This is a genomic window from uncultured Turicimonas sp. (genome assembly GCF_902477955.1).
Lineage (GTDB): Bacteria > Pseudomonadota > Gammaproteobacteria > Burkholderiales > Burkholderiaceae_F > Turicimonas.
The window spans coordinates 1-24846 of the sequence record NZ_CABSJB010000013.1; the positions used below are offsets into that span (position 1 = coordinate 1).

Sequence of the window (24846 nt, forward strand, 5' to 3'; positions counted from 1 at the left end):
ACTATAAATACCTTTTTTGAGCTTGTCAAACCTCTCGATGAAAATTTTTCTATGAATTCAGCGTAGAATGTCAACTTTTACTTATATTTCAATAAGTTAACTCTGATGTAAAGATTTGTAAAATTTTTACTTTTCCATTTATCAAAGCAAATTTAATTGTTTTTCTTCTGTTTTTTGCTTTGAATTTTCTTGCGGAAGCCACTTGATTGGTTTTTCGCCTTTTTCTTCAAGCCAATTATTAACAGTTTTAAAGTGCCCGCAGCCGATAAAAGGAACAGGTCCCCTTCGTGCAGACAGCGGAGAAGGATGGTTGCTTTGTAAAATCAGATAAGAAGAGGACCCGGAAATCTCTTCAATAATTGGTCTTTTTTGTTGTGCAAAGCTCCCCCATAACAGATAAACACACGGGCGCTGTCTTTGAGCCACCGCACGAACAAGATTATCCGTAAGGATTTCCCATCCGATCCTGGAATGGCTGGATGGCTTTCCTTTTTCTACTGTCAAAGATGCGTTCAACAAAAGAACGCCTTGTTTAGCTAAATAAGTTAAATCACCGTTGGAAGGGATTTCCCCGGAATATTCATTGATGATTTCTTTATAGATATTTCTCAGACTTGGAGGAAGTTTTATTCCTTCTGCTACAGAAAAAGCCAGGCCGTTCGCCTGGTTTGGACCGTGATAGGGGTCCTGCCCAAGGATAACAACTCTGACTTCATCAAGGGACATTAAAGTTAAAGCACGGAGAGGATCGGGCGGATAAACATTATCCTCCCCGATCTCTTCTTTCCTCTTGTTCACATAGGAAGTAAGTACCTGTCCTTGCGGAGAATCAAAAAAATTTTTGACTAAGTTTCCCCATCCGGGTTTCAATCGGTTTACGTCCGAAAAATTCATTGCTTTTGAGCGTTACGGGAATCAAGAATTTCTTTTGCTACTTCAGGAATATCAGCCAAAATGATTGCATCATCTCTTTCCGCAATCGTCTCTAAAGGAACTCCCTCACTCCAACCTGTCCGGACTAATATAGAAGAAACCTCTGCTGCTTTAGCGGCTCCGGAATCATTTCCTGAATCTCCAATCATCAGAGCTTCGTTTTTGGAAACATTCAGAAGATTAATAGCCATTTCAACAGGATCTTTTGCAGGCTTTGGTCTTGGAGCCGAATCTCCTCCTACCACTACGTCAAAAAGATCCGCGATGCCGCAACTGTCCAAAGTTTCCATACTCATATCGTATGGTTTGTTGGTGACAATTGCCAACTTTAATCCTGCTTTCTTCAGAAGCTCGAGAGCCTCTTTTGTTCCGGGAAACAATGTGCCTTTGTCATAATCTCCTTTTTCTACATGCTTCTGAAGACTAGACACTGCTAAAGAGAAAATATGATCATCCAATCTGCCGTTCATTGAATCAGTCAATGAACGGTGTATTAAATTGACCATTCCTTTTCCGATATAAAGGCCCACTCTCTCCTCGGGCAACGCTGGCTTATCAAAGTCTCTTCGCACTGCATTGACTAATTGAGTCAGCCCGGGAAGGGTATGGACCAGAGTTCCGTCTAAATCAAATAAAACTGCCTTGACTTCTTCAAAATTTTTCTTGTTCTTAGACACTGTCCAACTCTTTTCTAAAATTGTTAATTATCTTTTTATAACCTTCGTAATTCTTTCCGGAAAAAACAGCGCTTCCTGCGACAAATACTTCTGCGCCTGCAGCTGCAATTTCCGCAATATTGTCAATCTTGACGCCCCCGTCAACTTCTAAAAGAATCTTTTTGCCTGTCTTTTTTTCATATTGATCAAGAATCCATCTGCACTCTTGGAGCTTATGAAGAGTCTCGGGAATAAAAGACTGGCCGCCGAATCCCGGGTTGACGCTCATGAGCAGAACCATATCAATTTTGTCCATCTCATAGGTCAGCCAATCCAGTGATGTAGCAGGATTAAAAACTAAACCTGCTTTGCAGCCATTTTCTCTGATTAGTGACAAAGTGCGATCTACATGCCTACTGGCTTCAGGATGGAAAGTAATATAGTCAGCACCGGCTTTGGCAAAAGGTTCTATCAAACTATCAACTGGTTCAACCATCAAATGTACATCGATGGGGGCTTTAGTCCATGGACGGATGGCTTTACAAACCATAGGGCCGAAGGTTAAGTTAGGAACATAGTGATTGTCCATCACATCAAAATGAATCCAGTCTGCTCCGGCCTTTATAACATCTTCTACTTCGGCCCCTAAGCGGGCGAAATCGGCAGATAGGATGGACGGAGCAATCTTAAAGCGATTATCTTTCATCAGGCATCTCCTTTGTGCTTATTTTAACGGCTGAATCTCCCGCAAGCACCTATCCTATTACCTACAACCTCTACAATGTAGGCTTGCTTTGAGGTAACAAAATGCACAAATTAGTATTCCGATTTTCTTTTTTCTCCGCCGTTTCTGCGGCACTTTTGCTCGCAGGCTGCTCAACAACTGATAAAACTAAACCGGAAAAAGAAATTGATGAACCAACATCAATAGAAACCAGAACGACAATTGACGATTACTCTTCTATTAATCAGATTTCTCAGGAAGATTGGCAGGCCGGCCTACGGGCTTTTCGAGTATCCTGCAGAAGCATCGGCAAAAAAGCGATATGGAAAGAAGTTTGTGCTAAAGCCGACTCTACCCCTGACAGCGAGGCAGAATATTTCTTTCGTTCTCAATTTACTCCGTGGAAAATCACAAAAATTAAACTCGGAAAGCAAACGGGAACCGTATATAGCGAAGATGAATCCGGCCTCATGACCGGTTATTACGAGCCACTTTTGAAGATCAGTAAAGAAAAAACTTCCGGGCACAAAATCCCGATTCTGTCCACGCCCGATGACTTAATTATCGTTGACCTCGCCAGCTTATATCCTTCTCTGAAAGGAATGCGTCTTCGAGGCAAGCTCCAGGGAAGGAAACTTATTCCCTATGACGACCGAAGCCATATCGTTCAACGCAGAGACTTAGATAAGTATGCAATCGGCTGGAGTGATGATCCGGTCGCGGTTTTCTTCTTGCAGATCCAAGGCTCCGGCAGATTGGAAACTGCCGCTGGTGAAACTATTCGTGTCGGATACGATGACCAAAACGGCCATCCGTATAAAGCCGTCGGATCTTGGCTCGTTCAAAAAGGCTATCTGAAAAGACACGAACTATCCATGCAAAATATTCAGAAATGGGCCGTTGAAAATCCCACTCGTGTAAATGAGCTTCTCGATCAAAATCCCAGTTTTGTCTTTTTCAAAGAGAGACTAGTAACTGATCCCTCGGAAGGTCCGATTGGTGCCCAAGGGCTTCCTCTAACTCCGAAAGCCTCTGTGGCTGTCGATAGAAAATTCGTCCCTATGGGAACACCTCTGATTGTTCATGCTTCTCAAGACAACCCCTCCTTAGATTTCACCCGACCTGTTGTCGCTCAGGACACAGGAGGAGCCATCAAAGGACCTTTAAGATTTGATTTTTTCTGGGGCTTCGGAGATGAAGCCGGAAAGAATGCCGGAAAACAAAAGAGCGATGTCTCTGCATGGATACTGCTCCCTAAGGGAGCAGTTCCCGAAGATATTCGTTAAGAATGCTGGATTTTTTCACCGAGCTCCATTGCTGTCATAAAACCGAACGGACCTGTACCGTCTTCTAAAAAGATTGCAGGTACCGTTTCTATTTTGAGTTTTTCAGCCAAACGAGAGTTGTCTTCCAAGACTTTCATTTGAGAAGCCTTGAACATTCCTATCGGTGCCTTTTCATCCATGCACCATTCATACCAAGCTTTATGCGGAGTCTTGGAGGAGAGGATAACGGCAGACTTAACAACTGAGTCTTCACCTAAAACAGGATAAAGGAACCAGTAAACCGTCAGATTTTCCATCTTGCTCAACGTTTCCTGCACAAGACGTTTGCACCATCCGCAGTTAGGATCGGCGAAAACTGCAATTTTTGCGCTGCCGTCTCCTAACTTAGTGGTAAAGGCGTGTTCTACCGGCCAATTTTTTTCATCGAATTTCATTGTTCAATCTCCAAAAAAATTCTAGAAGAACTATAGAAAAGAACCTGTGAATGCAAGTGCTTTAGTTTCCAAAATGAGTTATGGGTGCTGAGGAGCTTCAGAAAGAAGGTTCTCAAGATAATCAATGCCGACTGCGCCCGGAGCTCTCTTTCCGGAAGGTACAAAGACAGTCGGGGTTCCAGTGATGTTGAGTTTAGAACCAAGCTCAATATTACGATCTAAAGCAGAAATATCACAGTTTGCAGCGCGTTTGGGAGCAGCTTTGCCTTCCAAAAGCTGCTGTTTCCATGCCAAAGCACGATCTTTAGAACACCAAATATTAGCGCTGGCCTCCTTGGATCCGGCTGTGATTACCGGGTACAAGAAAGTATAGATAGTTACGTCCTTCATGCCGGCTAAGCTAGCCTCGAGCTTCTTACAAAAGGAACAGTTCGGGTCGGAAAAAACGGCAATCTGTCTGGATCCGTTGCCGTGAACTGTCTTAATTGCGTCTGCAAGGGGCAAAGAAGAAAAATCAATTGTCAAAAGTTTATCTTTTGCTTCTTGAGTGAGATTCTTTCTGGACAGAGTATTGAAGATTTCGCCCATCAAAACATGATCCCCGGTCGGATCCATGTAAATAATCTCATTATTCACGGCTAATTCGTAGAGTCCGGGAATCGGAGAGGGAAGCACATGCTTGACTTGGACTCCCAAACGTCCTTGAGCTAGTTTTCTTATTCTATCCAACTCTTTTTCTTGTGCAGAATCATTAGTGCTTTGCACAACTTCTTTTGCTTCGGCGGGAGCGGCTTTTTGTTCAGGTATTTGAGCCTGTCCAGCACCGCAAACGGCGGCAAGGACAGCTAAACAAATAAATTTCTTGAGCATCTCTGACTTTAACCTTGTATGTAATCAATACGAAAAGCAATAAATCTTTAGCAGGCCAATAATAACAGTTGAAGTAATTGCTCAATCTTAAAAAATTAATCTTTGGTTTCAAGATATCTCGCGGTGCATGGCCTGCAGAAGAAATGAACTTTTCTCAAAATGTAAATAAATTTAACTTTTTGTCCGGGACAGTTGCACGATTAAAATTTCTCCTGTATAGTTCGACTTCTCTTGATTGAGCCGGCTAGATAGCTCAGTTGGTAGAGCAACGGACTGAAAATCCGTGTGTCGATGGTTCGATTCCGTCTCTAGCCACCAGAATAAATATCCCGAGGATGTAAAAGTCCTTGGGATTTTTTCTTACAATTAAGATATTCCGATCATTGGGGAGTAACCGTTAGACATTCCGGTGTCTAAGACAGGGTCAACATACTTGATTGAATAAATCATGGCGCTGTCGGTTTTCAGCTTGGTGAGACCAACGATAAAAAGGCGGCCGCCGGTCTGCCTGTTTTATCGTTGATTTTACTTACCGGCAGAAAAGAGAAAACAATAATGGAAACCCTATTACTATCTACCGGTGTTGTCGCACTTGCAGAAATGGGCGACAAAACCCAGCTCTTAGCCTTCCTTCTAGCTTCTCGATATAAAAAGCCGTTACCTATCATCTTAGGTATTTTTGTCGCGACCATCTTTAATCACACATTGGCAGGGCTTGCAGGATCTTGGCTTGCCGGACTCTTCAGTCCTGATGTGTTGAGATGGGTCCTTGCCTTGTCGTTCGTTGCAATGGCTATTTGGATTCTTATTCCGGACAAAATGGACGATGATGGCATCCCTCAAAACAAATTCATGGAAAAATGGGGTGTATTTGGAATTACTTTCATTACCTTTTTCTTGGCTGAAATGGGTGACAAGACACAAATTGCTACCGTTGCTCTTGCGGCCAGCTACGGCACCCCGTTCATCATTGTTGCCGGTACGACCCTGGGTATGTTAATTGCCGACGTTCCTGCGGTTTGGATTGGCGACAAACTTTCGGAAAAAATACCGGTTAAATGGGTACGCTTAATTTCCGCGGCTCTCTTTGTAATCATCGGCATCTTCGTAGCCTTGGACTTCACGCCGAAAATCTCTTAACTTGCGTACTCTCAATCTGAGAAAGAGAGTTTGAGGAACCTGGAAAGCTTTTTAGAATTGAATCATCTGTCTTAGAAACAGAGAGGATAAATATGAAGAAACTTTACCGAGGACTTCTGCTCGTTCTATCCATCGCAGGGTTTCTGGCTCTCAATGGATGTACAGCCGTGCAGGAACAAGTCAATCCTACTCAGATGAATTCGCAATGGTTGAATCAAAGCGTTACTTTTGATCAAAAAACCATTACCGGAATTTTAGTTGTTGCGGTGTCCTCAGATCCGACTACCCAAAGGCTTTACGAAGATATTACGAGCACGACGTTTACTTTGAACGGCATTCCTTCGGAACCGGCGTACAAATATCTAAACCCAGGATCCGGCTTTCTGCTTCAAAACGGAGGCCTGAACTTGCCGATTCTTCGACAAGCGGCCAAGAATGCCAAGGCAAGCGACATCCTCGTCATTACGTTTAACGGTGTAAAAAACCAGACGGTCTACAATCCCGGTGTGACGTGGGGTCCCGATCCTTTCTGGGGCGGCCCTTTCGGACCCGGACCATTCGGTCCCGGACCATTCGGTCCCGGACCGTTCATGGGGCCTGGTCCGTTCATGGGCCCCGGTCCGATGTGGGGAGGATGGGCAATTCCACCCTCAGTTACTACCAATCAGTATTTAGTGAGCAATATCCAGCTTTTGCTGGCAAAGGACTATCAAGCTTTGTGGACAGCTTCCTTCACTACACTTCTTGAGCAGTTTTCAAATGAAAAAACTATTGAACTTTACTCTCAGCTGTTAGTGCAGAAACTTTTGTCCAATGGCTTCATGATTCCTCTGCAGACCCCAAGCTATCAAATCAAAGCTCCGGTCTTAAATCCAGGCGTTACGCCTGCTCCTTAGATTTCGCTTGAGAAAAGAGCCGAGAAATTCTGACGCAGTCTTCGATATGTTTATTCCCGATAAACTTCATCGCTGCAAACGAAATCCCGGCTCCGGCAACTTGTCCGAGAATCGGAACAAATTTCGCAGCCTGTGTTGCCGTTATCTGTACGCTTAGTTTCTTAAGCACCGCCGTCACTAACGGAGCCGTAATATACTTTCCGGCCCACGAACTGCCAACTGCCGTAATCATGGCAAATACTTGAAGCCTCTGATCCGTGGATAATCTCTCTATTTCTCGGGGAGAAAGTCCGAATTCCGAGTTAACGGAATTCAAGATCGAAGCCATCAAGGCAACATCAACGGTAATATTGACTCCGGGAATCGGCACCAACGAAGCCCCTGCGCTATACAAGGCTCTTTTGGTAACGAGTTTCTTACAGCGTTGAATTGCCGCTTCGAGATCATCGTCTTCCGTAGGAATCTGTCTGGACTCTCCGACATTTTCCTGCTCTTTACGAACTACGGGTAGTTTTGTTGTCATTACCGTTCCTCGTTTCTACCTAAAGAATTACACTTTAAGATAAGAATAATGCACTATTTCTAATATGGTAAGTCGAAGTGGGTTGGTATGCTTGGCCATAGCAACTATAATTCACGTTTTTTATTAAACACTCTGTGACGCCGTTTTTTCATGAATCTGCTTATTCTTGGTCTTAATCACAACACTGCCCCTCTCTCTTTGAGAGAGAAAGTATCCTATGGGCCGGATGAGCTGAAAGATTCTATCAATATGATTCGAGCGATGCTCTCACCCCAAGACAAGGGAGGCATCTCGGAAGCTGCAATTCTTTCTACGTGCAATCGTACCGAAATCTATTGCGCAGCTCAAGATTCTGAAAAAGCAGCCCGCAGTCTAAGAGAGTTCATTGCGGAACAAAAACAAGTTCAACTTGCCGAACTCGAAGAACACCTTTATCTCTACATCGGCGAAGAAGCAGCCAGACATGCATTCAGAGTTGCCTCGGGCTTGGACTCCATGGTCTTGGGTGAAACCCAAATCGTAGGTCAAATTAAAAAAGCCGAAAAAACAGCTCAAGAAGCCCGTTCTTTAGGCTTGTACCTTCACCATTTGTTCCAAAAAACTTTTTCAGTAGCCAAAGAAGTTCGGTCAACTACTGAAATCGGCACAAGATCTATTTCTTTAGCCGCGGCCGCCGTCAGAGTGGCCAACAGAATTTTCGGGAACATCTCTGATTCCAGCATCTTATTCGTTGGAGCCGGTGAAATGATTGAACTGTGCGCAGCGCATTTCTGTGCACAGAATCCTAAAAAAGTCACCGTCGCCAACAGAACTGTTGAAAGAGCGCAAGCTCTTGCGGGCCAGATTGGCGCTGATGCCATCAAACTTTCCGATATGCCGGAAGTAATGGCTGACTACGACATTGTTGTTTCCTGTACCGCCAGCTCTCTGCCTATCATCGGACTCGGAATGGCTCAGCGAGCCATTAAAAAACGCCGTCACCACCCGATGTTTATGGTGGATTTGGCAGTGCCTCGCGACATTGAAGCGGAAATCAGCAATCTCGATGACATTTATGTGTATACCGTTGATGATCTCGGCAAAGTAGTTCAAGCAGGCATAAAAGGACGTCAGGAAGCAGTGAAAGCCGCTGAAGTTCTCATTCAAGAAAGAGTCAACGAATTCCACGTTTGGATGTCCGCCCGAAATTCCGTACCTCAAATTATTTCTCTAAAGGAAAAAGCGGAAGCTCTTCGCGAAAGAGAAATAAAAAAGGCTAGACGAGCCTTGGCTAAGGGAGAGGACCCTGAAAAAGTTCTGGAGCAAATGTCCAAATCTTTGATGAATAAGTTCATCCACGATCCGCTTACTACTCTCAGAAATAATCAAAGTCTTCCTGATGAAGACTACCAGAAAGTTTTAGACCTCTTACAGAACTTTTTCTTGTATCACGGCCATTAGCGATCGCTCCTTCTCCCTCTTCTTCAACTCATTTTTGTGTTTGAAGAGACAAATCACGCCTTTACACATTAGAATTTCACAAAATTCAATTAATTAGTTGAACATGAAAGACTCAATGAGAAGCAAACTGGCTCAAATGGCCAGACGTTTAGAAGAAATTGATACCACACTGCAGGATCCGAATGTCACCAGCGACATGAACAAATTCCGTGCTCTCTCCAAAGAAAGAGCTGAAATTGAACCTGTTGTGCTCAAAACAAAAGAATTTGAAACCGCAGAAGAGGATCTGAAAACTGCTGAAGAAATGCTCAAAGATCCGGAAATGGCCGAATTTGCTGCTGAAGAGATCAAAGCAGCCAAAGAAACTTTGGAAAAAGCCGAGCAAGATCTTCAAATTCTTCTTTTGCCGAAAGACCCTAACGATGACAAGAATATCTTCTTAGAAATCCGAGCAGGTACTGGCGGAGACGAATCCGCCTTATTTGCAGGCGACCTCTTCAGAATGTATTCCCGATATGCAGAACGCCAAAAATGGAGCATTGAGTTTGTTTCGGCCAGTGAATCCGACCTTGGCGGCTACAAAGAAATCGTTGTTCGAATCATCGGACAAGGCGCCTACTCGAAATTGAAGTTTGAGAGCGGCGGTCATCGCGTTCAACGCGTGCCGGAAACTGAATCACAGGGACGGGTTCATACTTCCGCCTGTACGGTTGCCGTACTTCCGGAAGAAGACGAAATCGGTGATGTCGTCATTGACCCCGGTGATATCCGTGTGGACGTTTTCCGCGCTTCCGGTGCAGGCGGTCAGCACATTCAGAAAACAGACAGTGCAGTTCGAATCACCCACATTCCGACCGGCATTGTTGTTGAATGCCAGGACGAACGAAGCCAGCACAAGAACAAAGAAAGAGCCATGGGAGTCTTAGCTGCCCGAATCAAAGCTGCTCAAGTTGCCGAACAGCAGTCTAAAGAAGCCTCCATGAGAAAATCCTTGATTGGCTCCGGTGACAGAAGTGAAAGAATCCGTACCTACAATTATCCGCAGGGGCGAGTTACCGATCACAGAATCAATTTGACTCTCTATAAACTGGATTCCATTATGGACGGCGACATGGATGAAATCATCGAATCCTTAGGAGCCGAATACCAGGCAGAACAGCTGGCAAATCTCAGCAACGATGCCTAATAAGCCGGTGACGCTTGGAGAGTGGTATCAAGCCACACTCCTCCCCGCATCTGAAAAGAGAGGATTCCTTTGTCATTTTCTGGGCCTGACACAAATACAGACTTTAACCAGAAAAGATTTAGTCCTCTCAGAAAACGAAATTCACAAGCTCTCCGAAGCGGTCAGACGCCGTTTAGACGGAGAGCCCTTCCCCTATATTGTTGGGACTCAAGAATTCTTTTCTCGGCCATTCTTCGTCAATCCCTCCGTGCTCATTCCTCGGCCGGACACCGAATGTCTTATTGAATGGCTGATTGACCATATTCCGAAACACGCTAAAGCTGCAGACCTCGGAACAGGTTCAGGCTGTATTGCTATCACTCTTAAACTGGAAAGACCGGACTTAGAGGTAATCGCCACCGACATCTCCGAGGATGCCTTAGCTACAGCTAAAAAGAACGCTGAGAACTTAGGAGCTGAAATTAAGTTTTATCAAGGAGATTGGCTTAAAGCCCTCCCTGCCGGCGAAAGCTTTGATGTTATAGTCAGCAACCCGCCTTATATTGATCGGCACGATGAGCATCTTAAGCAATTAACCTTTGAACCCTTATCTGCACTGACTGATCATGGAAACGGTCTTAGCTGTATTGAAACAATCTATTCACAAGCGTCTGCTCTTCAAGAAAAACCTTCTGTCATAGCCATTGAACACGGCTGGGATCAAGGTTCTGCAGTTAGACAACTGGCTGATAAAAACAGCTTTGGGGGCGCACAAACTTTACGCGATTACGGCGGTAATGACAGATTTACGGTTTGGACCGAGTAGTTTCGTGCTGTAAAAATAATTCCGAAAGTAAAAAATCACTCTCGCTTACGCTGAGATAACAGAATATTTTTGGATTCTTTTTGAAGAGAAAGGAAGTGGTGCCCGTTGACTGATTTGAACAGACGACCTACCGCTTACAAGGCGGTTGCTCTACCACTGAGCTAAACGGGCCACTTGAGAATTAGAGAGAAGAGATACACCACGAAGATTTGTGGTGCCCGTTGACTGATTTGAACAGACGACCTACCGCTTACAAGGCGGTTGCTCTACCACTGAGCTAAACGGGCTCCTCACTAACGAGGTACGCATTGTACACAAAAAATCTATTTTCGTGTTGAACAAAGCAAAAATATACATTTAAAAACATTAAAGGACAGATAAATCTGTCCTCTAATATTTTTAAGCCTCTGTAAATACAGGTTTCTTAGGCCTTGAATCTTTTTTCTTTATCCGTTTTCCCGGGAAAAGATCCATGGGTAAACCAAATTGACACTCTCTGCAGACTATCAATTTCACGTTCTCCACCGGGAAATGAATATGATGAGCCTGGCCGCCGAATCTGGCATCAAAATCAACAAACTCATTTCCGATTTCTAAATTTCCGCATGCCTCAGGGCTAATGTTGAAAACGATTTCTTTGTCGTTTTCAAATTTTGCGGGGACGTTGATTTCATCTTTATTGCTCTGAAGATTCACTTGAATCATCGGAGTATAGGAATTATCAACGGCCCATTCGTAATATGCTCTGAGAGCATAGGGAGTAAAAGGAGGAACGTCAGGTTTATTAAAAAACATTTTATTTACGCATTACTCTTTCAGATGGAGTCAAGGCCTCGATAAATGCAGGTCTGGAGAAAACTCTTTCAGCATATTTCTGAACAGGCATAGCGGCAGGAGGAAGCTCAATGCCGTAGTAGCTCAAACGCCAAAGAAGCGGGGCTAAAGCAATGTCAAGCATAGAGAATTCATCGCCGTTGAGATATTTTCTCTTAGCAACGACAGGAGCCAAACCAACCAAGCTGTCTCTAATCTTCTGTCTTGCAGCTTCGCGCTGTTCTTCGGTAGAGTTTCTGTCTTCCAAAGTTTTTACATGCACGAAGATTTCTCTTTCAAGGTTAAAGAGAGTCAGTCTTGCACGTGCTCTTTCAACCGGATCAGGCGGCATCAGCTGCGGATGCGGAAATCTTTCGTCAATGTATTCATTAATGATGTTGGATTCGTATAAAACCAGATCTCTTTCAACCAGAATGGGAACCTCACCATAGGGGTTCATGACATTAATATCTTCAGGCTTGTGGTAAAGATCGATATCACGGATTTCAAAATCCATGCCTTTTTCGAAAAGAACGAAACGGCAACGCTGCGAGAATGGGCAAGTGTTGCCAGAATAAAGAACCATCATGAGGGTATTCCTCTCCTAATTTAATTGAGAATGTACTAAATATCCGAATTTTAAAATATTTGATTAAAAATCCCAAATTTTTGAAATCACCAATTTCGAGTTCAGCCGCTAATTTCTTCAATCTTTTCTTCTAGAATCAGCCTAAATAGTATTAACCGAAAGGTGTATTCATGGCTTCTGTACAGCAACAGGCATCGGGATTCTTCAAAGAGTTCCAGGCCTTTATTTCCAAAGGTAATGTTATTGATTTAGCTGTAGCCGTTATCGTCGGTGCAGCATTTAACAATATTGTTAATTCTTTTGTCAAAGATATTATTAACCCAATTCTTGGCGTCATTATCGGCAAACCGGACTTTTCAAATTTGTTCTGGGTTATGAAAATGCCCGCGGATTATTCCGGCCCAATGACCTACGACGCACTCACTAAGGCCGGCGCTACCGTGTTAGGTTACGGCACATTCTTAACCGCCATTATCAACTTCCTTCTTTTAGCTTTGGTGATCTTCTGCATGCTCAAGTTTTTGTCTTCAATGAGAAAGAAACTCGAAGCTCAAATTAAAGCCGAAGAAGAAAAACCTGCACCTGCTCCGGTTACTCCCGAAGATACGATTTTGCTTCGTGAAATTCTGGCTGAGTTAAAGAAGAACAAGCCGCAGCAATAACACCACATATTTGAAATGGTCGAATGAAAAAAATCTTTCGACCATTTCATCATCAAGAACTCGTCACTCTCGACACAAAAGAATTCAGGTCGTCTCTAGAACCTCCAAACTCCCTTAATGCCCCCTGTAACGGCAAGTCGTGTGTCTCCCGTTTGGGCAGCAACAAAAGCCGCTACTCCAAAGTTTTTAGCTTGGCCCTGAACACCAAACTCAGCGGAAGCAGACCAACGGTTAATTTCTCCCGTTACGATTTTTTGCGAGGCATTAATTCCGGGAATTGAAAGACGCGCTTTATCTTTTGTCTGCCCGACTCTCAGAGAACCTTCAAGGGCGCCATGCACTGAGAGATCAACACCTTTAAATGTTGAAATTTTTTGATTGATATTTAATTCCAGCGGAAGTTCAATAAAAGTCTGAGCTTTCATCTTAAGGCTAAAAGCGCCTCCCCCTCCTATTTGCGTGTTCTCGGTATGCTTCGGATAGTGCCAGACTGTGGGTCGGAAGCTCATGTCTCCCCACTCTTTGAAGCGCACTCCGGCTGCTGCACCTAAGCTCATATAGTTGAATTTTCCTTTCAACTTCAGGTCATCCATCTCCATGGAAGACGGCATCACACCGGAAATGCGATTATTAGCGTGATAGAAACCTGCTTGAGACCCAAGGAACCAATTATCAAATTCTTTTTGCAGAGCAAAATTTAGGGCATAGTTCCATTGCTTATTCTTGGCTTCTATAACCGTACCCGAAGATTTCGAAGATGTTCTGACCGCACTGGCTCCAAAAGCACCCTTCAGGGAATCAGTGAATGCGTACACAGCCCCTGCTCTGACTCCTTCAGAAAAAGCTTTAAATTTATCTTCGCCTAAGTAAGAGTTAATGTGTTTAGAAAATACAGCTGATCCGATAATGCCGCCATAGAGTTCAGTCTCTCCGCTGCGGAGCAACTTCTTCTGAATTCCTTCCATTTGTCCCTTCAACGCTTCATTAGCATTTAGATAAGCGGTAGTTTTAGCTCCCGTTAAAGCTGACAATTGCGTACCCTCTGCCAGCAAACGATGCGATAGGTGAGAGCTCATATATTTTTCATTATCTGCTCGCGCAAAAAACTGGGCGCCGATATTTGCGGAATTTACATTAAAGTCTTCAAAATCGTTATAGAGAGCATTCTGTATTTGAGGATAAAGAAAGTTTTGCTCAACAATATCGATGCGTTCAAACTTCCACCCTTTTGCGTCCTTCTTTAGTCCGAGCAGAACATTTGGATTTGCTGACACAATTTCGCTTCCAATGAACCCTTGATCAATATCAACTGATGAATCCGTGAGATATCCTAAATTAAAAGGATCAAGCACAATAAGCTTACTGCCTTGTTCCAAACCCAGAGACGCTGACCCATTCGCCGTAAAGACCGGCCCCGAAGCTGCAGGATTAAAGAGCAATGCGGAACTCTCGCCAAACACAAGATTTGCACCATTAGACCGAACCGCATCCCTACCCAAGACAATGCTCGATGAACTATCTAATTGCAGCGAAGAATTCACGGCAAGGATGGCATAGTTCTTCAGTCTGAAGTCTTTAACTAGCCCCTCTACGCTTTCTTTTTGAAAGCTCAGTCCCGATGAGCCGGATCCGTAAAGTAAAACAGAATTCTCTTCAACGGATAGCTCGGAGTGATTCAATGACAGCTTGTCGATGATTGCCCAGGAAGTTGCTCCGTCTTTGGCCCCTTTCAAGCTAAAACTGCTGTCTTTTGTAGTCAGCTCTTGAACCTTAAGTATCCCTCCTTCCTGAACTTCCAAAGCAGTTCCGGATAGATCTCGGCTGCCCCATGCCAAATTCAATGAAGAAACCGCCATTAAGCCACGGATTATTATCTGTCCTGAATTATTGACAGAACTACCTAACAAAGTTCCGTCAAGCAAAACCGTACCGGCATTGTTTAAATCTTTATAGAACTGTGCAGTCGAGTCGTTCTCAATCTTCAGACTACCCGTTTCACTCTGGCTTACATCATCCATGAAGCGGATCGCAGCATTTGACGCGATTCTCATCTCTCCTTGATTCTCGACATCGGAGCCTGACTTCACAGCGACTTGACCGGAAAGCGTAAATAAGGCACCTTCCTTGGTAAGGACTCGGCTGTTTAAGAGAGTCGGTTCATAGTAGTTTCGAGTATGAGAGTATTTAGCTTGTCCATGGATTAATAGGGAAGAGCCGTTTTCCACAATAAGCTTTGAGATGTTCTCGGTTACATCACCTTTTGCGCTGTAAAGGACAACATTACTGTTTTCTAACTGCACATCCCCTTGCGTATCGAGCTTCAAAGCTCCAATCTTAATTTCCTTGTTCTGAAGAAGACTCTCATCTTTAAGATTTAAAGTCACGTGAGAAAGAATCACATTCGAATTGTCAAGAACTCCGAAGTGTTGGTCAAAGGTCACTTCGCTCAACTGCCCTTCCCTCACCGTGACTTCGCCCGCGGCAATAAGCACGGAATCTTTGTAGACCTCCTGTGCGCGCAGTAAATAATCCAACGAAACAGAGGCATCTGTTAAAGTGATCGAATTAAAGGTGCTTCCATTACTGAAGGTGCTTTCCTGAAGACTTGTCAATCCCCAGTCAGAAGCTGAGATCTTGAGAAGATTAGAAGATGTCGTCGTAATGTTTACATCGGTAAAGAGCCATCCGACAACATAACCTTCCGAATTTTTATTAAATTCTCCGGAAGTTTCAAAGAAACCTCCCTTTTGAACATAATCTCCCGTGAAATCTTTTAAAGAGCCGTTGAGGATAATTTTTCCTTCGTCACCGGGCGCAACCTCTATATGGCCGGCACCTTCAAAAATTTTTGCCGCATTGATTGTTAAAGAGCTGTTGACTTTTAAAACTGAGGAACTCTTGGCAAACCGGATGCCTGTACCCACCTTACCAGGAGTTTCAAAAGAAAGCTCTGAGGTGCCGTTTAAAATTAACGAAGAACCGGCAGCAATATCAACCAAAGTATTATTAGCCTCTGACCACTGCTGAGCGTTCAATCCGGCATTAAACGTTGCCTCCGAAGACAGATTAACCTGCAGCATTGCCGCTGTCTCACCCTTTGATGCCAAAGAAAGAGAAACATCTTCCAGGAATTTCGTTTTTCCGTTGACTTGAAGCAGATTGATGCCGGTAGTGTTCTCCCCTCTGTTCAACCCGAATAAATTCAGTTTCAATGTTACGGAGGAATCGGATAACGCCAGAACAGGTAGGCGCTGAGAGTTGAATTCATAGCCGAAATTCACCGAGGCACCGGGCTTGAGAATGTCAAAGTCCGGCGCTGTCAAATCTGCAAAGAATTCCGTGAGTACGGCGCTGTCAGATACAATTTTTGCCTCAGAAGCAAATTGTTCTACTAATTCGTCATCTGAGATCTGAGCGAATCCGTTTTGTTTCCAGATCTCCAACCAGTTTTCCGAAGATTGCTCTTGAGCACCAACGGAAGATAAACACATCGCGGCATTAAAAACCGCCAAAACAAGGCACGACTTCGCCCTGCCTTTCAAAATGGAAGGCATAAATTTCCTTTATGTTAAGAGCCCTGTCGCGCTGATAGATTCCGCTATACCGGATTGTCTATATTGACGAAAGAAACTTCGAGTTCAGGAAACTGCTGTTTGAGCCATTCCGAAAGAGCTCGTATGCCTAATGTTTCGCTGGCATGATGCCCAACAGAAAAGTAAGGAGTATCCAATTCCCGGGACTCCAGCACCGTTCTCTCGCTAATTTCTCCGCTTATGTAAGCTTGAGCTCCTGCTTCATATGCGGTTTCCAGGTAGTCTTGGGCGGCTCCGGTTGACCAAGCAACAGTCGATAAAATTTTGTCGGAGTCTAAAAATATGGAGAGGGGTGGTCTATTGAGGTTAGTACTGATGAGATTAGCCAATTCCGACACGGTCATGGGTTTTGGCAATGTTCCTATGTTCAAACATGGATAATCTTCAAGGGGCCGTCCGTCCTGAATTCCGAGCAATTTTCCGAAAAGATAATTGTTGCCGATCACGGGGTTAATATCCAGCGGAAGATGGTAAGCCAAGAGGTTAATATTTTTTGTAAGGAGCCTTGAAAGTCGTTTCTTTTTGATTCCGGTGATGCACGGACTTTCATTCTTCCAGAAGTAGCCATGATGAACAATAATTGTCTGGGCACCAATTTCTATCGCCTTATCAATGAGTTCTAAAGAAGCCGTAACCCCGCAAAGCACTTTTGTTGTATCTTTACAACCCTCAACTTGAAGGCCGTTTGGAGCGTAATCCTTGATTTTTTTAATGTCTAGAAACTCATTTAGTGTTTTTTCAATCACGGCAGTTTTCATAAAATAATCCCTCATTGGAGAAGAAAGAAATTGGAATTTCTTAATGGTACTGACCTGCACAGCAATCGATTTTTTCTGCTGCCTGAACGCAAGTCTGACGTTATGACGATGATTGGATATATGAAAAAAGGCAACATCTCTGCTGCCTCTTTCGATTATTAAGCCAGTTACGGCATTACGATTCCGCTTCCGGACGGTGGAGTAAATCCAGGCTGACCGGGAACTACAAGCTTGCTGGCTTCTTGTCTGCGCAGTTCTTGAAGTTTTTGGATTGTTTCCTGAACACCCGCCTTAGCAGCTTCTTTGTACTTAGCAACGGCATCCGCAAGGTTATCTGCCTTGATTTCGAAGGAAATCGGGAGAGGTCCCATCTGGGTCATGATCTGAGCTTCACCCGTATAAATTACAGGTCTTCTGTCATCGAATTCACCACTGACGTGAATAGGAATCAAAGCACGAATCACGCCAATTTTACGGTCCGTGTAGATCTCTTCTCTATAGAGCTCTTCAGGATTCATCTGAGCATCTTCAGCCTGTTCTGGCTTTTCTTGTTGAACTGGTTCGGACATAAACACTCCTCAAATAATTTTCTTATATTTTGCCCCGTTCGCAAACAACAATGCAGTACCTCTTCCCTAAAAAGAGACTGTTGACGCATTAATTGAGACTGTCGGCGGACTAGCGAAAAATTAACGATAGACCATTACAGGAATTTTGGAATGAGTTAAGACTTTCTGAGTCTCACTGCCAAGCAGTACAGCGGCTAAACCTTGACGACCGTGAGAGGCCATAAAGATCAGATCACAGCCATATTCAGTGGCGGCATCGATAATTGCTTCCGCAGGTGAAAAAGATTTAAAGGCCACCACTTCACAGGGAACTTCTTTCTTCTCAACCAGTTCTCTAGCCCCTTCAAGTCTTTCCTGAGCCAATTCTCTGACTCGAGAGTCATATTGATCAATACTTTCAGGTCTGTATTCTGAAAGATTAGAGTAACTGTAAGGCTCAATTACTGTTGCAATAACAACAGAAGAGCCAAGGGCTTTTGCAAAATTGACACCGGCTTCGAGGGCTTTATCTGATAATTCTGAACCGTCTGTGGGAATTAAAATCTTTGAATACATATTTTTCCTGTTCTCTACCGATTAGCTCGTTAATCTTTAATATTACTCGCAGCCACACATTCTATGAAATATTTTTTTGCAAATCACAAATTTTGCAAAAACTTCCATCGCAAAAATTAAGAATTCCAGCTCTAAATCCGAATAGTTTTATTGCCTGCCGCAACATTTCTGAGGGCTAGGGCTGATGCGGCTAAACCTACTGATGCCGTCACAACCATGCCGGATCCGTAGCCTGCACATGAAAGTCCGCCCATAGTTTGAAGCTCGCATTGCTCATTGGGCTGAAGAACCTCTTCGTCGGAAAATACAGCCGGCACCTTGAATTTCGTGACTTTTCCGGAAACATTTTTCCTAGGAAAGCCATACTCCTTTCTAAGACGAGCCCTGACGCGGGATAAAAGCGGATCTCCCTTTGTCAAAGCCAGGTCATCGATTTTAATTCTCAGAGGATCCTTGCGTCCTCCGGCCGCTCCGCAAGTAATAATCGTCTGACCGCGTTTGAGAGCAGTATTGATCATCGCTGCTTTTGCCCTGACATTATCGATGCAGTCGATGACAATGCCGTCCTTCGGTAGCATTTCATCGACGTTATCCGGCTCAATAAAATCTTCAATGCATTCAACCTTACAAGCAGGGTTGATCAGGGCGATTCTCTCGGCCAACGCTTGAACTTTGGGCTTTCCGTAATTTCCGTCGAGGGCCTGGATCTGCCGGTTCGTGTTGCTTCCAGCCACGTTGTCTAAATCAATCAAAGTAATGTGGCCTACTTCTGTTCGAGCCAAAGACTCCGCTACCCACGATCCCACTCCTCCGAGACCAACAACAATAAAGTGAGACTCGTTAATGTTTTTTTGACCGACAGGCGTGTATAAACGTCCGACTCCCGAGAATCTTCTTTTTAGATCAGCTTGTTCTAAGTTTTTCGACAATTCAATACCTTTTAGTTATTTATTTTCAACGACAATTTGCCGTTACACTATTGGCTTGACCACCGCATAATAGTCTTAATGGCTGGCTTCAGTTAATGTTATACGGATTTTTGTAGTCAAAGATTTTTACAACAATTAGAATAAGTACAGCCGATACAGAGGAGGATATCTATGAAAATTTTAGTTCCTATTGATGGGAGTGAATTCAGCAAGAATTCAATTGACTTCGTAACTTCGCGTGCAACTCTTTTGGGTCACAACCCAACCGTCGAACTTCTCAGCGTCCAAGCAGCAGTACCATCACGTGCATCTAACTTAGTTGGTTCCGGTGCATTGAAGACCTACTATGACGAAGAAGCTCAAATCGTTTTAGAACCCGCTGTCCAAGCTTTAAAGAAAGCTAATGTCAATGCACAGTCCCGCTTCGCCGTAGGTGAAGCCGCTCCGACCATTGCTCAAGTTGCTGAAGATACTGAAGCTGACTTGATTATTATGGGCTCTCACGGCAGATCTGCTCTGAAGGGCTTATTACTCGGCTCCGTTACTAATGCGGTTCTGGCACTGAGCAACAAACCTGTTCTTATCTTAAGAAATAAACCTGCCCCTGCAAATGACTCACTGAAAGTCGGCGTAGCCATTGACGGCTCTAAATATGGAGAAGCTGCGGTTCAATATATTTTGAAGAATCATGATCTCTTCGGCGATAACGCAGAATTCCATTTGATCAACGTCGTCAGCGATTACTCCGGCGTAGTAATGCCGGATATGGCCGGAATGGCACTTCCGACATTAAATGAGTCCGAAGTACGTTCTATGCAGAAAGAAGCATTCGAAGAAGCTGTCGGTCCAATCCGCGGAGGCTTCGACAAAGCCGGTTATGCAACTAAAGAAATTTGCCTTGTCGGAAATCCCGGCGATGAAATTGCCGCCTATGCTAAGAAAGAAGGTTTGGATCTAATCGTTATGGGAACCCGCGGCTACGGTGCATTTAAAGCAGCCGTCCTCGGATCCACAGCAACTCGTATCGCAGCTATCAGCGAAACACCTTTGTTAGTTATTCAGGCTTAATCACAGCCAGCTCTTATGAGGACTTAATATGCTTAAAGTTATCAAACTCGTTGTAATTATGGGTTTGATGCATTGTGGCTTTACGTCCTCAAGAGTGATATCTACTCTCTACGCGCTCGATCATCAAGAATCTGCTTGGGTGGTCGGCGCGATTCTTTCTGCCTATTCTCTCATCCCCGCACTTATTGCCATTCATGTCGGCAAATGGATTGATAAGGTCGGCGTCAAGCTTCCCTTCGGGATAGCTGCATCAATGGTGGGCAGTGCTTCACTAGTTCCGGTCTTTCTGCCTTACGAAAGTTTCGGGATCTGGCCGGTTTTCATTACTTGTTTATTGGCGGGAACAGGTTTTCTCTTTGCTTTAATCAGCGGACAAGGTCTCATTGGAGTTCTTTCAACCAATAAGACCAGAGCAACGGCTTTCACTTATCAATCAATTGCCTTTTCTTTGTCAGGATCGGCAGGCCCCGTTATGGCCGGGTACTTCATTGATTTGGGAAGTTTCAGCTACGCTTATCTTGCTGCCTTCAGCTTTGCAATAGTTGGGGGCCTGGCCTTCTTTTTGCTTAGTTCAAATTTTCCAAAGAATATCAGCAATATTTCTAAACTAAAGCGGACTGAAAAGCACAGCGCTCTTGAACTCTTCGCTCTCAAACCTGTTCGTAATGTTCTCATTGCCTCGGCCTTTGTTTCGATGGCTTGGGATCTTCAAGCGTTCATGATTCCGGTGTACGGTACGGAAATTGGGCTAGATGCCGTGCAAATCGGCTGGCTGCTGAGTGCCTTTTCCATTTCTACTTTTGCCGTCAGGACAGTCATGCCGATTATTTCCAAGGCATTCGAAGAGTGGAAGATCATTATTTTTGTACTGGCCAGCAGCGGGCTTATTTTCTTGGTATTTCCGTTCATTCATTCTCTTCCGCTTCTATTTGTCTTTGTTTCCGTACTCGGTATGTCTCTGGGATCCTCTCAGCCTAATGTCCTTTCCTTACTTCACACGGTGACGCCGGAAGGAAGAATTGGAGAAGCAATCGGCATCAGAACGATGCTGATGAATTCAAGTCACTGTGTATTCCCGCTATTATTCGGCGCCGGAGGAAGTTTAGTCGGCGCAGCAGCAGCTTTCTGGTCTTTAGGAGGTACCTTACTAGCCGGAGCGGGTTACTTGAAAGCTTCCAATAAAAATATCTCATCCCCGACTTCCTTGTGATTAAAAGCCGAGATCCGGCCTTATATCCCTTCTTGAAGGACGGCGTTTTACGAGCCGAACTGATAAAAAAGTATTTTGTCTTTTCAAAATTGCAACTAAGAGTGTAACAATATCGTGCTGAATTTTTACATTCAGCTTATTATTGATTGATCTTGTCAAAATAACTTTTATATATCCTTAATAATTAAGGGGTTATGAATGAGTAGCTAACAAAATGTTAAAAATAGTACTTTCATTTAAGGGGTTTTCTTAATACGATATAGTACTTTACTCATGGTTATTTTTCATTCACCCCTGTAAAATAGCAGTATGAAGTAAACCCACCTTTTGTTACTTCTAATATTTCTCTAACCGTAACAAAAGTTTTTTATATTTTTTATAGAAGGAAGAGTTTTGTAGTTGTAGGAGGGTGTTTTGTTAAATCAAGAAATTTCAGTATTAATTGCCGAGTCTGATTTAGAGACACAGCGCTTGTACCGCCAACGTTTGATTCATGATCCCACAATCAAACTAGTTGGTATCTGCTCAAGCATGTCCTCAGCCAATCTATTGTTGAGTCAGACCTCCTGCGATTTGTTGATCACGGAAATCGATCTCCCCGACGGCAACGGTGCCGATTTGATATCTTTGGCTTTAACTGACTACGGCGTGAGAAATTGTGTTGTCATCAGCGCAAAAAACACTCCAACTGACATTAAAGCCGCTATAGACAACGGCGCTACCGGCTACATTCTAAAAGGCGAACCTGAAGCAATTGATATTGCCGCATGCGTTCGTGTCGTGGCATCCGGAGGAAGCCCGATTAGTCCTCCCGTCGCACGAGTTGTCCTAGACTCCATTCAGGCAAAAAAAGGCAGAGAAAACCGGAAAAAAGATGGCGCCCGCGTAGTCGCTTCTCCCAACAATCCTCTCTCTCCGCGAGAATCTCAGATTCTCGAACTGCTTGCTAAAGGTATGAGTTTCTCTGAAATCAGCAAAACATTGCAAATTTCGTGTCATACGGTCACGGCACACATTAAAAAGATTTATCGTAAACTTCAGGTGCACTCCCGCGGAGAGGCTGTTTACGAAGCCTCCCAGCTGGGCATCTTAGAGAAATAATTCTTAACTAAGCGGCGAACCAATCGCCGCTTTTTCCTCCGTGCTTTTCTAAGAGGCGGATGTCGAACATGACCATACCTCTGTCCACGGCTTTCAGCATATCGTAAATAGTAAGCAAGCCTACCTGAACGGCGGTGAGCGCTTCCATTTCAACTCCTGTTTTACCCCAAGTTTCACATGTCACGACGCAGCGAATTTTTGACTCTTTCTCAAAAATTTCAAAATCCACATTTACATGGGTCAACGAAATCGGGTGACAAAGCGGAATTAAATCCGGAGTCTTTTTGGATCCCATGATTGCAGCGATTCGTGCTACGGCAAGCACATCGCCCTTTTTGGAAGTCCCTTCCTGGACTTTCTTCAATGTTTCCGGCTGCATGCGGATCCAGCCTTCTGCGATGCCTATTCTTCTGGTAATGCCTTTCTCTCCGACATCAACCATGTGGGCCTCACCCGATTGGTTAAAATGAGTTAGTTCTGCCATTAGAAATCCTATATTTGGTTACAACTTAAGTTATTTCTCTCAAAAAGAGATAAGCTTTTGCTTTTAAAGTTAACTTTGTAGATCCTATAACATCTGTGCGAAAGAGTGTATGAACCTTAAACCGTTATGCTGTCTAGTTGTTTCGGTGTTTACAGCGCTGACGCCGATTTCTGCAGCTTACAGCCAATCTTATAATCTTCCGGATTTAGGTGCGGCCGGCGGTTCTACTTTGTCTCCTCTGGAAGAAAGACAAATTGGCGAACACATTATGGGAGAGGTCAGAAGCGATCCGACTTATCTTCCCGATCCGGAAACCTCAGAATATCTGAACAAAATCGGTTATCGATTAGTTTCTGCAGGCCCGGCTAACGGCTATTCCTACAATTTCTTTGCCGTCCGCGATCCCTCGATCAACGCTTTTGCTTTACCGGGAGGATTTATCGCCATCCACACAGGGCTTGTTACGGCAGCTCGTTCGGAAAGCGAACTCGCCTCGGTAATGGGACACGAAATTGCTCACGTCCAGCAGCGCCATATTGCACGTATGCTGGAAGGACAAAAAAATAATCTGGCATGGACTCTCGGATCCTTGCTTGTCGCTATTCTGGCAGCAAGAGCAGGCAGCGGTGATGGGGCGGCCGCCGCAGTTGTCGGCACACAAGCCGCAATGGCACAGAACTACTTAAGTTTTTCCCGCAACGCTGAAAGAGAAGCTGACCGTGTAGGCTACGCTTCCCTTGTGCGCGCCGGATTCGATCCTAAGGGCATGGAGCAGTTCTTCGACCGTTTAGACTTTAATAATCGTGTGTACGAAGGTGCGCATGCTGCCCCCGCTTATCTGCGCACTCACCCGATGACAGTTGAAAGAATGAGTGAGGCTCAAAATCGCTCCCGTCTTTCAAAGAAAGTAAACTACAAAGACTCTCTTGACTTCTTTTTGATTCAGGCACGCCTTCGTGTGCTCGAATCAAACAGATTCCAAGGCTGGGATGACGCCCTGCAGTACTTCCGAAACGACTTAAAGACAGCCAAAGGCTATCAAGCAGTTGCCGATCACTACGGATGCGCGGTTGCACTCCAGAGAATGAAGAAATATTCCGAAGCTCTGACAGAGATTGAAACCGCTAGGAAGATGGCCGGCCAAAATTCAAACATAATCAGCAAACTCCATTCCGAGTTAGTTTTCCTTTCTTCACCAAGTCAGCAAAGCCGCGGCATTCAGCTTGCAAAACAGAATTACGACCGCAATCCTTTATCTCAGTTAGCGCTTCTGAACTATGCAGAACTCTTATACAAAGGAAAACAATACAACGAGGTCATTAAGCTAATGCGAAAACAGCATGCTCTTAATTCTAGGACTCCGGCGTATCAGTCGATTTTAGGAAGAACTTACGAGGCACTTGGAAAGAAAAGCCTGAGTCACCAAGCAATTGGAGAAATGTATGCGCTTAACGGCCAGAAAGTCGCGGCTATTCAGCAATTTCAAATTGCTCAGCGAAGCAACGACGGTGATTTCTACACGATGAGTGAAATCGATGCAAGGCTAAGAGAATTAAGAAAGCAGGTTGAAGACGACAAAAAGTATGAAAATTGAGGTCGTTTGAACCTTTTGATTAATGAGA

Annotated in this window: 26 protein-coding genes, 3 tRNA genes and 1 riboswitch; of the genes, 13 read left to right on the forward strand and 16 right to left on the reverse strand. The window is 44.2% G+C overall.

Going from position 1 to position 24846, the window contains the following annotated elements; genetic code table 11:
- Nucleotides 1–141 precede the first annotated feature (141 nt).
- Genes RDK53_RS05230 through rpe form a run of 3 tightly spaced genes read right to left on the reverse strand, consistent with a single transcriptional unit; the run spans nucleotide 142 to nucleotide 2295 of the window.
- A complete protein-coding gene (locus tag RDK53_RS05230; protein ID WP_308513606.1) occupies nucleotides 142–870 on the reverse strand; it encodes a uracil-DNA glycosylase in 729 nt (242 codons plus the stop codon).
- A 20-nt stretch (nucleotides 871–890) separates the two neighbouring features.
- Complete coding sequence (locus RDK53_RS05235) at nucleotides 891–1610, reverse strand: HAD-IA family hydrolase (protein ID WP_308513607.1); 720 nt, start codon at nucleotides 1608–1610, stop codon at nucleotides 891–893.
- Nucleotides 1603–2295: a ribulose-phosphate 3-epimerase gene (gene rpe, locus RDK53_RS05240; RefSeq protein ID WP_308513608.1), complete on the reverse strand. Its 693-nt coding sequence runs from the start codon at nucleotides 2293–2295 to the stop codon at nucleotides 1603–1605. The genes RDK53_RS05235 and rpe overlap by 8 nt, the downstream gene beginning before the upstream one ends.
- A gap of 101 nt (nucleotides 2296–2396) precedes the next feature.
- On the opposite strand from rpe, the gene RDK53_RS05245 reads away from it, so the two are divergent.
- Complete coding sequence (locus tag RDK53_RS05245) at nucleotides 2397–3599, forward strand: MltA domain-containing protein (RefSeq protein ID WP_308513609.1); 1203 nt, start codon at nucleotides 2397–2399, stop codon at nucleotides 3597–3599.
- Here the strand turns inward: RDK53_RS05245 and RDK53_RS05250 are convergent.
- Both RDK53_RS05250 and RDK53_RS05255 read right to left on the reverse strand, forming a co-directional pair.
- A complete protein-coding gene (locus RDK53_RS05250) occupies nucleotides 3596–4033 on the reverse strand; it encodes a DsbC family protein (RefSeq protein WP_308513610.1) in 438 nt (145 codons plus the stop codon). The two genes, RDK53_RS05245 and RDK53_RS05250, sit on opposite strands and share 4 nt — an antisense overlap.
- A gap of 78 nt (nucleotides 4034–4111) precedes the next feature.
- Nucleotides 4112–4903: a DsbC family protein gene (locus RDK53_RS05255; protein WP_308513611.1), complete on the reverse strand. Its 792-nt coding sequence runs from the start codon at nucleotides 4901–4903 to the stop codon at nucleotides 4112–4114.
- A 242-nt stretch (nucleotides 4904–5145) separates the two neighbouring features.
- Between RDK53_RS05255 and RDK53_RS05260 the strand changes: the two genes are divergently transcribed.
- The 3 genes from RDK53_RS05260 (at nucleotide 5146) to RDK53_RS05270 (ending at nucleotide 6939) form a co-directional block, all read left to right on the forward strand.
- A tRNA-Phe gene (locus tag RDK53_RS05260) sits at nucleotides 5146–5221 on the forward strand.
- 55 nt (nucleotides 5222–5276) lie between these two features.
- Nucleotides 5277–5446: riboswitch (yybP-ykoY riboswitch) on the forward strand.
- Between the two features lie 12 nt (nucleotides 5447–5458).
- Nucleotides 5459–6043, forward strand: a complete 585-nt coding sequence (locus RDK53_RS05265; RefSeq protein WP_308513612.1) for a TMEM165/GDT1 family protein — start codon at nucleotides 5459–5461, stop codon at nucleotides 6041–6043.
- Nucleotides 6044–6135: 92 nt separating this feature from the next.
- The gene (locus tag RDK53_RS05270) at nucleotides 6136–6939 is read left to right on the forward strand and encodes a hypothetical protein (RefSeq protein ID WP_308513613.1); all 804 of its coding nucleotides are present in this window, start codon (nucleotides 6136–6138) and stop codon (nucleotides 6937–6939) included.
- On the opposite strand, the gene RDK53_RS05275 is transcribed toward RDK53_RS05270, so the two are convergent.
- Complete coding sequence (locus tag RDK53_RS05275) at nucleotides 6923–7462, reverse strand: hypothetical protein (RefSeq protein WP_308513614.1); 540 nt, start codon at nucleotides 7460–7462, stop codon at nucleotides 6923–6925. The genes RDK53_RS05270 and RDK53_RS05275 overlap by 17 nt on opposite strands.
- 150 nt (nucleotides 7463–7612) lie before the next feature.
- On the opposite strand from RDK53_RS05275, the gene hemA reads away from it, so the two are divergent.
- From hemA to prmC, 3 genes are all read left to right on the forward strand, one after another.
- Nucleotides 7613–8902 carry a glutamyl-tRNA reductase gene (hemA, locus tag RDK53_RS05280; RefSeq protein WP_308513615.1) on the forward strand — a complete coding sequence of 430 codons (1290 nt, stop codon included), beginning with the start codon at nucleotides 7613–7615 and terminating at the stop codon, nucleotides 8900–8902.
- A gap of 103 nt (nucleotides 8903–9005) precedes the next feature.
- Nucleotides 9006–10088, forward strand: a complete 1083-nt coding sequence (prfA, locus tag RDK53_RS05285; protein ID WP_308513616.1) for a peptide chain release factor 1 — start codon at nucleotides 9006–9008, stop codon at nucleotides 10086–10088.
- Nucleotides 10081–10893, forward strand: coding sequence for a peptide chain release factor N(5)-glutamine methyltransferase (gene prmC, locus RDK53_RS05290; protein WP_308513617.1), 813 nt, complete (start codon nucleotides 10081–10083; stop codon nucleotides 10891–10893). Before prfA ends, prmC begins: the two co-directional genes overlap by 8 nt.
- Before the next feature lie 96 nt (nucleotides 10894–10989).
- Here the strand turns inward: prmC and RDK53_RS05295 are convergent.
- From RDK53_RS05295 to RDK53_RS05310, 4 genes are all read right to left on the reverse strand, one after another.
- Nucleotides 10990–11064 (reverse strand) — tRNA-Thr (locus RDK53_RS05295).
- Nucleotides 11065–11105: 41 nt separating this feature from the next.
- Nucleotides 11106–11180, reverse strand: a tRNA-Thr gene (locus RDK53_RS05300).
- Nucleotides 11181–11292: 112 nt separating this feature from the next.
- On the reverse strand, nucleotides 11293–11688 hold the full coding sequence (locus RDK53_RS05305; protein ID WP_308513618.1) for a ClpXP protease specificity-enhancing factor SspB: 396 nt from the start codon (nucleotides 11686–11688) through the stop codon (nucleotides 11293–11295).
- Nucleotide 11689: 1 nt separating this feature from the next.
- Nucleotides 11690–12295: a glutathione S-transferase N-terminal domain-containing protein gene (locus RDK53_RS05310; RefSeq protein WP_066594030.1), complete on the reverse strand. Its 606-nt coding sequence runs from the start codon at nucleotides 12293–12295 to the stop codon at nucleotides 11690–11692.
- 170 nt (nucleotides 12296–12465) lie between these two features.
- On the opposite strand from RDK53_RS05310, the gene mscL reads away from it, so the two are divergent.
- The gene (mscL, locus tag RDK53_RS05315; RefSeq protein ID WP_066594032.1) at nucleotides 12466–12957 is read left to right on the forward strand and encodes a large conductance mechanosensitive channel protein MscL; all 492 of its coding nucleotides are present in this window, start codon (nucleotides 12466–12468) and stop codon (nucleotides 12955–12957) included.
- A gap of 95 nt (nucleotides 12958–13052) precedes the next feature.
- On the opposite strand, the gene RDK53_RS05320 is transcribed toward mscL, so the two are convergent.
- Nucleotides 13053–16511, reverse strand: a complete 3459-nt coding sequence (locus tag RDK53_RS05320; RefSeq protein ID WP_308513619.1) for an autotransporter outer membrane beta-barrel domain-containing protein — start codon at nucleotides 16509–16511, stop codon at nucleotides 13053–13055.
- A 44-nt stretch (nucleotides 16512–16555) separates the two neighbouring features.
- Nucleotides 16556–17308 (reverse strand): Nif3-like dinuclear metal center hexameric protein, encoded by a 753-nt coding sequence (locus RDK53_RS05325; protein ID WP_066595903.1) that lies wholly within the window; start codon nucleotides 17306–17308, stop codon nucleotides 16556–16558.
- A 30-nt stretch (nucleotides 17309–17338) separates the two neighbouring features.
- Here RDK53_RS05325 and RDK53_RS05330 point away from each other — a divergent pair, with 30 nt between their 5' ends.
- Nucleotides 17339–17470 (forward strand): hypothetical protein, encoded by a 132-nt coding sequence (locus RDK53_RS05330; protein WP_308513620.1) that lies wholly within the window; start codon nucleotides 17339–17341, stop codon nucleotides 17468–17470.
- Nucleotides 17471–17475: 5 nt separating this feature from the next.
- Here the strand turns inward: RDK53_RS05330 and RDK53_RS05335 are convergent, their stop codons facing one another.
- The 3 genes from RDK53_RS05335 to RDK53_RS05345 all read right to left on the reverse strand — a co-directional run bounded on the left by RDK53_RS05335 (nucleotide 17476) and on the right by RDK53_RS05345 (nucleotide 19361).
- Nucleotides 17476–17877: a hypothetical protein gene (locus RDK53_RS05335; protein ID WP_066594036.1), complete on the reverse strand. Its 402-nt coding sequence runs from the start codon at nucleotides 17875–17877 to the stop codon at nucleotides 17476–17478.
- Nucleotides 17878–17997: 120 nt separating this feature from the next.
- A complete protein-coding gene (locus tag RDK53_RS05340) occupies nucleotides 17998–18432 on the reverse strand; it encodes a universal stress protein (protein WP_066594038.1) in 435 nt (144 codons plus the stop codon).
- A gap of 131 nt (nucleotides 18433–18563) precedes the next feature.
- A complete protein-coding gene (locus RDK53_RS05345; RefSeq protein ID WP_308513621.1) occupies nucleotides 18564–19361 on the reverse strand; it encodes a tRNA threonylcarbamoyladenosine dehydratase in 798 nt (265 codons plus the stop codon).
- Nucleotides 19362–19532: 171 nt separating this feature from the next.
- On the opposite strand from RDK53_RS05345, the gene RDK53_RS05350 reads away from it, so the two are divergent.
- From RDK53_RS05350 to RDK53_RS05360, 3 genes are all read left to right on the forward strand, one after another.
- Nucleotides 19533–20429, forward strand: a complete 897-nt coding sequence (locus tag RDK53_RS05350) for a universal stress protein (RefSeq protein WP_066594040.1) — start codon at nucleotides 19533–19535, stop codon at nucleotides 20427–20429.
- 28 nt (nucleotides 20430–20457) lie between these two features.
- Nucleotides 20458–21639, forward strand: a complete 1182-nt coding sequence (locus RDK53_RS05355; RefSeq protein ID WP_308513622.1) for an MFS transporter — start codon at nucleotides 20458–20460, stop codon at nucleotides 21637–21639.
- A gap of 414 nt (nucleotides 21640–22053) precedes the next feature.
- Nucleotides 22054–22740, forward strand: coding sequence for a response regulator transcription factor (locus RDK53_RS05360; RefSeq protein ID WP_308513623.1), 687 nt, complete (start codon nucleotides 22054–22056; stop codon nucleotides 22738–22740).
- Between the two features lie 7 nt (nucleotides 22741–22747).
- Here the strand turns inward: RDK53_RS05360 and moaC are convergent, their stop codons facing one another.
- Nucleotides 22748–23224: a cyclic pyranopterin monophosphate synthase MoaC gene (gene moaC / locus RDK53_RS05365; protein ID WP_308513624.1), complete on the reverse strand. Its 477-nt coding sequence runs from the start codon at nucleotides 23222–23224 to the stop codon at nucleotides 22748–22750.
- A 109-nt stretch (nucleotides 23225–23333) separates the two neighbouring features.
- Between moaC and RDK53_RS05370 the strand changes: the two genes are divergently transcribed.
- A complete protein-coding gene (locus RDK53_RS05370; protein WP_066594045.1) occupies nucleotides 23334–24818 on the forward strand; it encodes a M48 family metalloprotease in 1485 nt (494 codons plus the stop codon).
- The last annotated feature ends 28 nt before the right edge of the window (nucleotides 24819–24846 follow it).

Excerpts from the sequence above, each read along its gene's own strand:
- RDK53_RS05350 (WP_066594040.1), top strand. The coding sequence starts at position 19,533 with ATGAAAATTTTAGTTCCTATTGATGGGAGTGAATTCAGCAAGAATTCA.
- RDK53_RS05270 (WP_308513613.1), top strand. The coding sequence starts at position 6,136 with ATGAAGAAACTTTACCGAGGACTTCTGCTCGTTCTATCCATCGCAGGG.
- rpe (WP_308513608.1), bottom strand. The coding sequence starts at position 2,295 with ATGAAAGATAATCGCTTTAAGATTGCTCCGTCCATCCTATCTGCCGAT.
- RDK53_RS05325 (WP_066595903.1), bottom strand. The coding sequence starts at position 17,308 with ATGAAAACTGCCGTGATTGAAAAAACACTAAATGAGTTTCTAGACATT.
- RDK53_RS05370 (WP_066594045.1), top strand. The coding sequence starts at position 23,334 with ATGAACCTTAAACCGTTATGCTGTCTAGTTGTTTCGGTGTTTACAGCG.
- RDK53_RS05305 (WP_308513618.1), bottom strand. The coding sequence starts at position 11,688 with ATGTTTTTTAATAAACCTGACGTTCCTCCTTTTACTCCCTATGCTCTC.
- RDK53_RS05355 (WP_308513622.1), top strand. The coding sequence starts at position 20,458 with ATGCTTAAAGTTATCAAACTCGTTGTAATTATGGGTTTGATGCATTGT.
- prfA (WP_308513616.1), top strand. The coding sequence starts at position 9,006 with ATGAAAGACTCAATGAGAAGCAAACTGGCTCAAATGGCCAGACGTTTA.
- RDK53_RS05340 (WP_066594038.1), bottom strand. The coding sequence starts at position 18,432 with ATGTATTCAAAGATTTTAATTCCCACAGACGGTTCAGAATTATCAGAT.
- mscL (WP_066594032.1), top strand. The coding sequence starts at position 12,466 with ATGGCTTCTGTACAGCAACAGGCATCGGGATTCTTCAAAGAGTTCCAG.
- RDK53_RS05275 (WP_308513614.1), bottom strand. The coding sequence starts at position 7,462 with ATGACAACAAAACTACCCGTAGTTCGTAAAGAGCAGGAAAATGTCGGA.
- RDK53_RS05335 (WP_066594036.1), bottom strand. The coding sequence starts at position 17,877 with ATGTCCGAACCAGTTCAACAAGAAAAGCCAGAACAGGCTGAAGATGCT.
- RDK53_RS05310 (WP_066594030.1), bottom strand. The coding sequence starts at position 12,295 with ATGATGGTTCTTTATTCTGGCAACACTTGCCCATTCTCGCAGCGTTGC.
- prmC (WP_308513617.1), top strand. The coding sequence starts at position 10,081 with ATGCCTAATAAGCCGGTGACGCTTGGAGAGTGGTATCAAGCCACACTC.
- RDK53_RS05250 (WP_308513610.1), bottom strand. The coding sequence starts at position 4,033 with ATGAAATTCGATGAAAAAAATTGGCCGGTAGAACACGCCTTTACCACT.
- RDK53_RS05320 (WP_308513619.1), bottom strand. The coding sequence starts at position 16,511 with ATGCCTTCCATTTTGAAAGGCAGGGCGAAGTCGTGCCTTGTTTTGGCG.
- moaC (WP_308513624.1), bottom strand. The coding sequence starts at position 23,224 with ATGGCAGAACTAACTCATTTTAACCAATCGGGTGAGGCCCACATGGTT.
- RDK53_RS05265 (WP_308513612.1), top strand. The coding sequence starts at position 5,459 with ATGGAAACCCTATTACTATCTACCGGTGTTGTCGCACTTGCAGAAATG.
- RDK53_RS05245 (WP_308513609.1), top strand. The coding sequence starts at position 2,397 with ATGCACAAATTAGTATTCCGATTTTCTTTTTTCTCCGCCGTTTCTGCG.
- RDK53_RS05255 (WP_308513611.1), bottom strand. The coding sequence starts at position 4,903 with ATGCTCAAGAAATTTATTTGTTTAGCTGTCCTTGCCGCCGTTTGCGGT.
- hemA (WP_308513615.1), top strand. The coding sequence starts at position 7,613 with ATGAATCTGCTTATTCTTGGTCTTAATCACAACACTGCCCCTCTCTCT.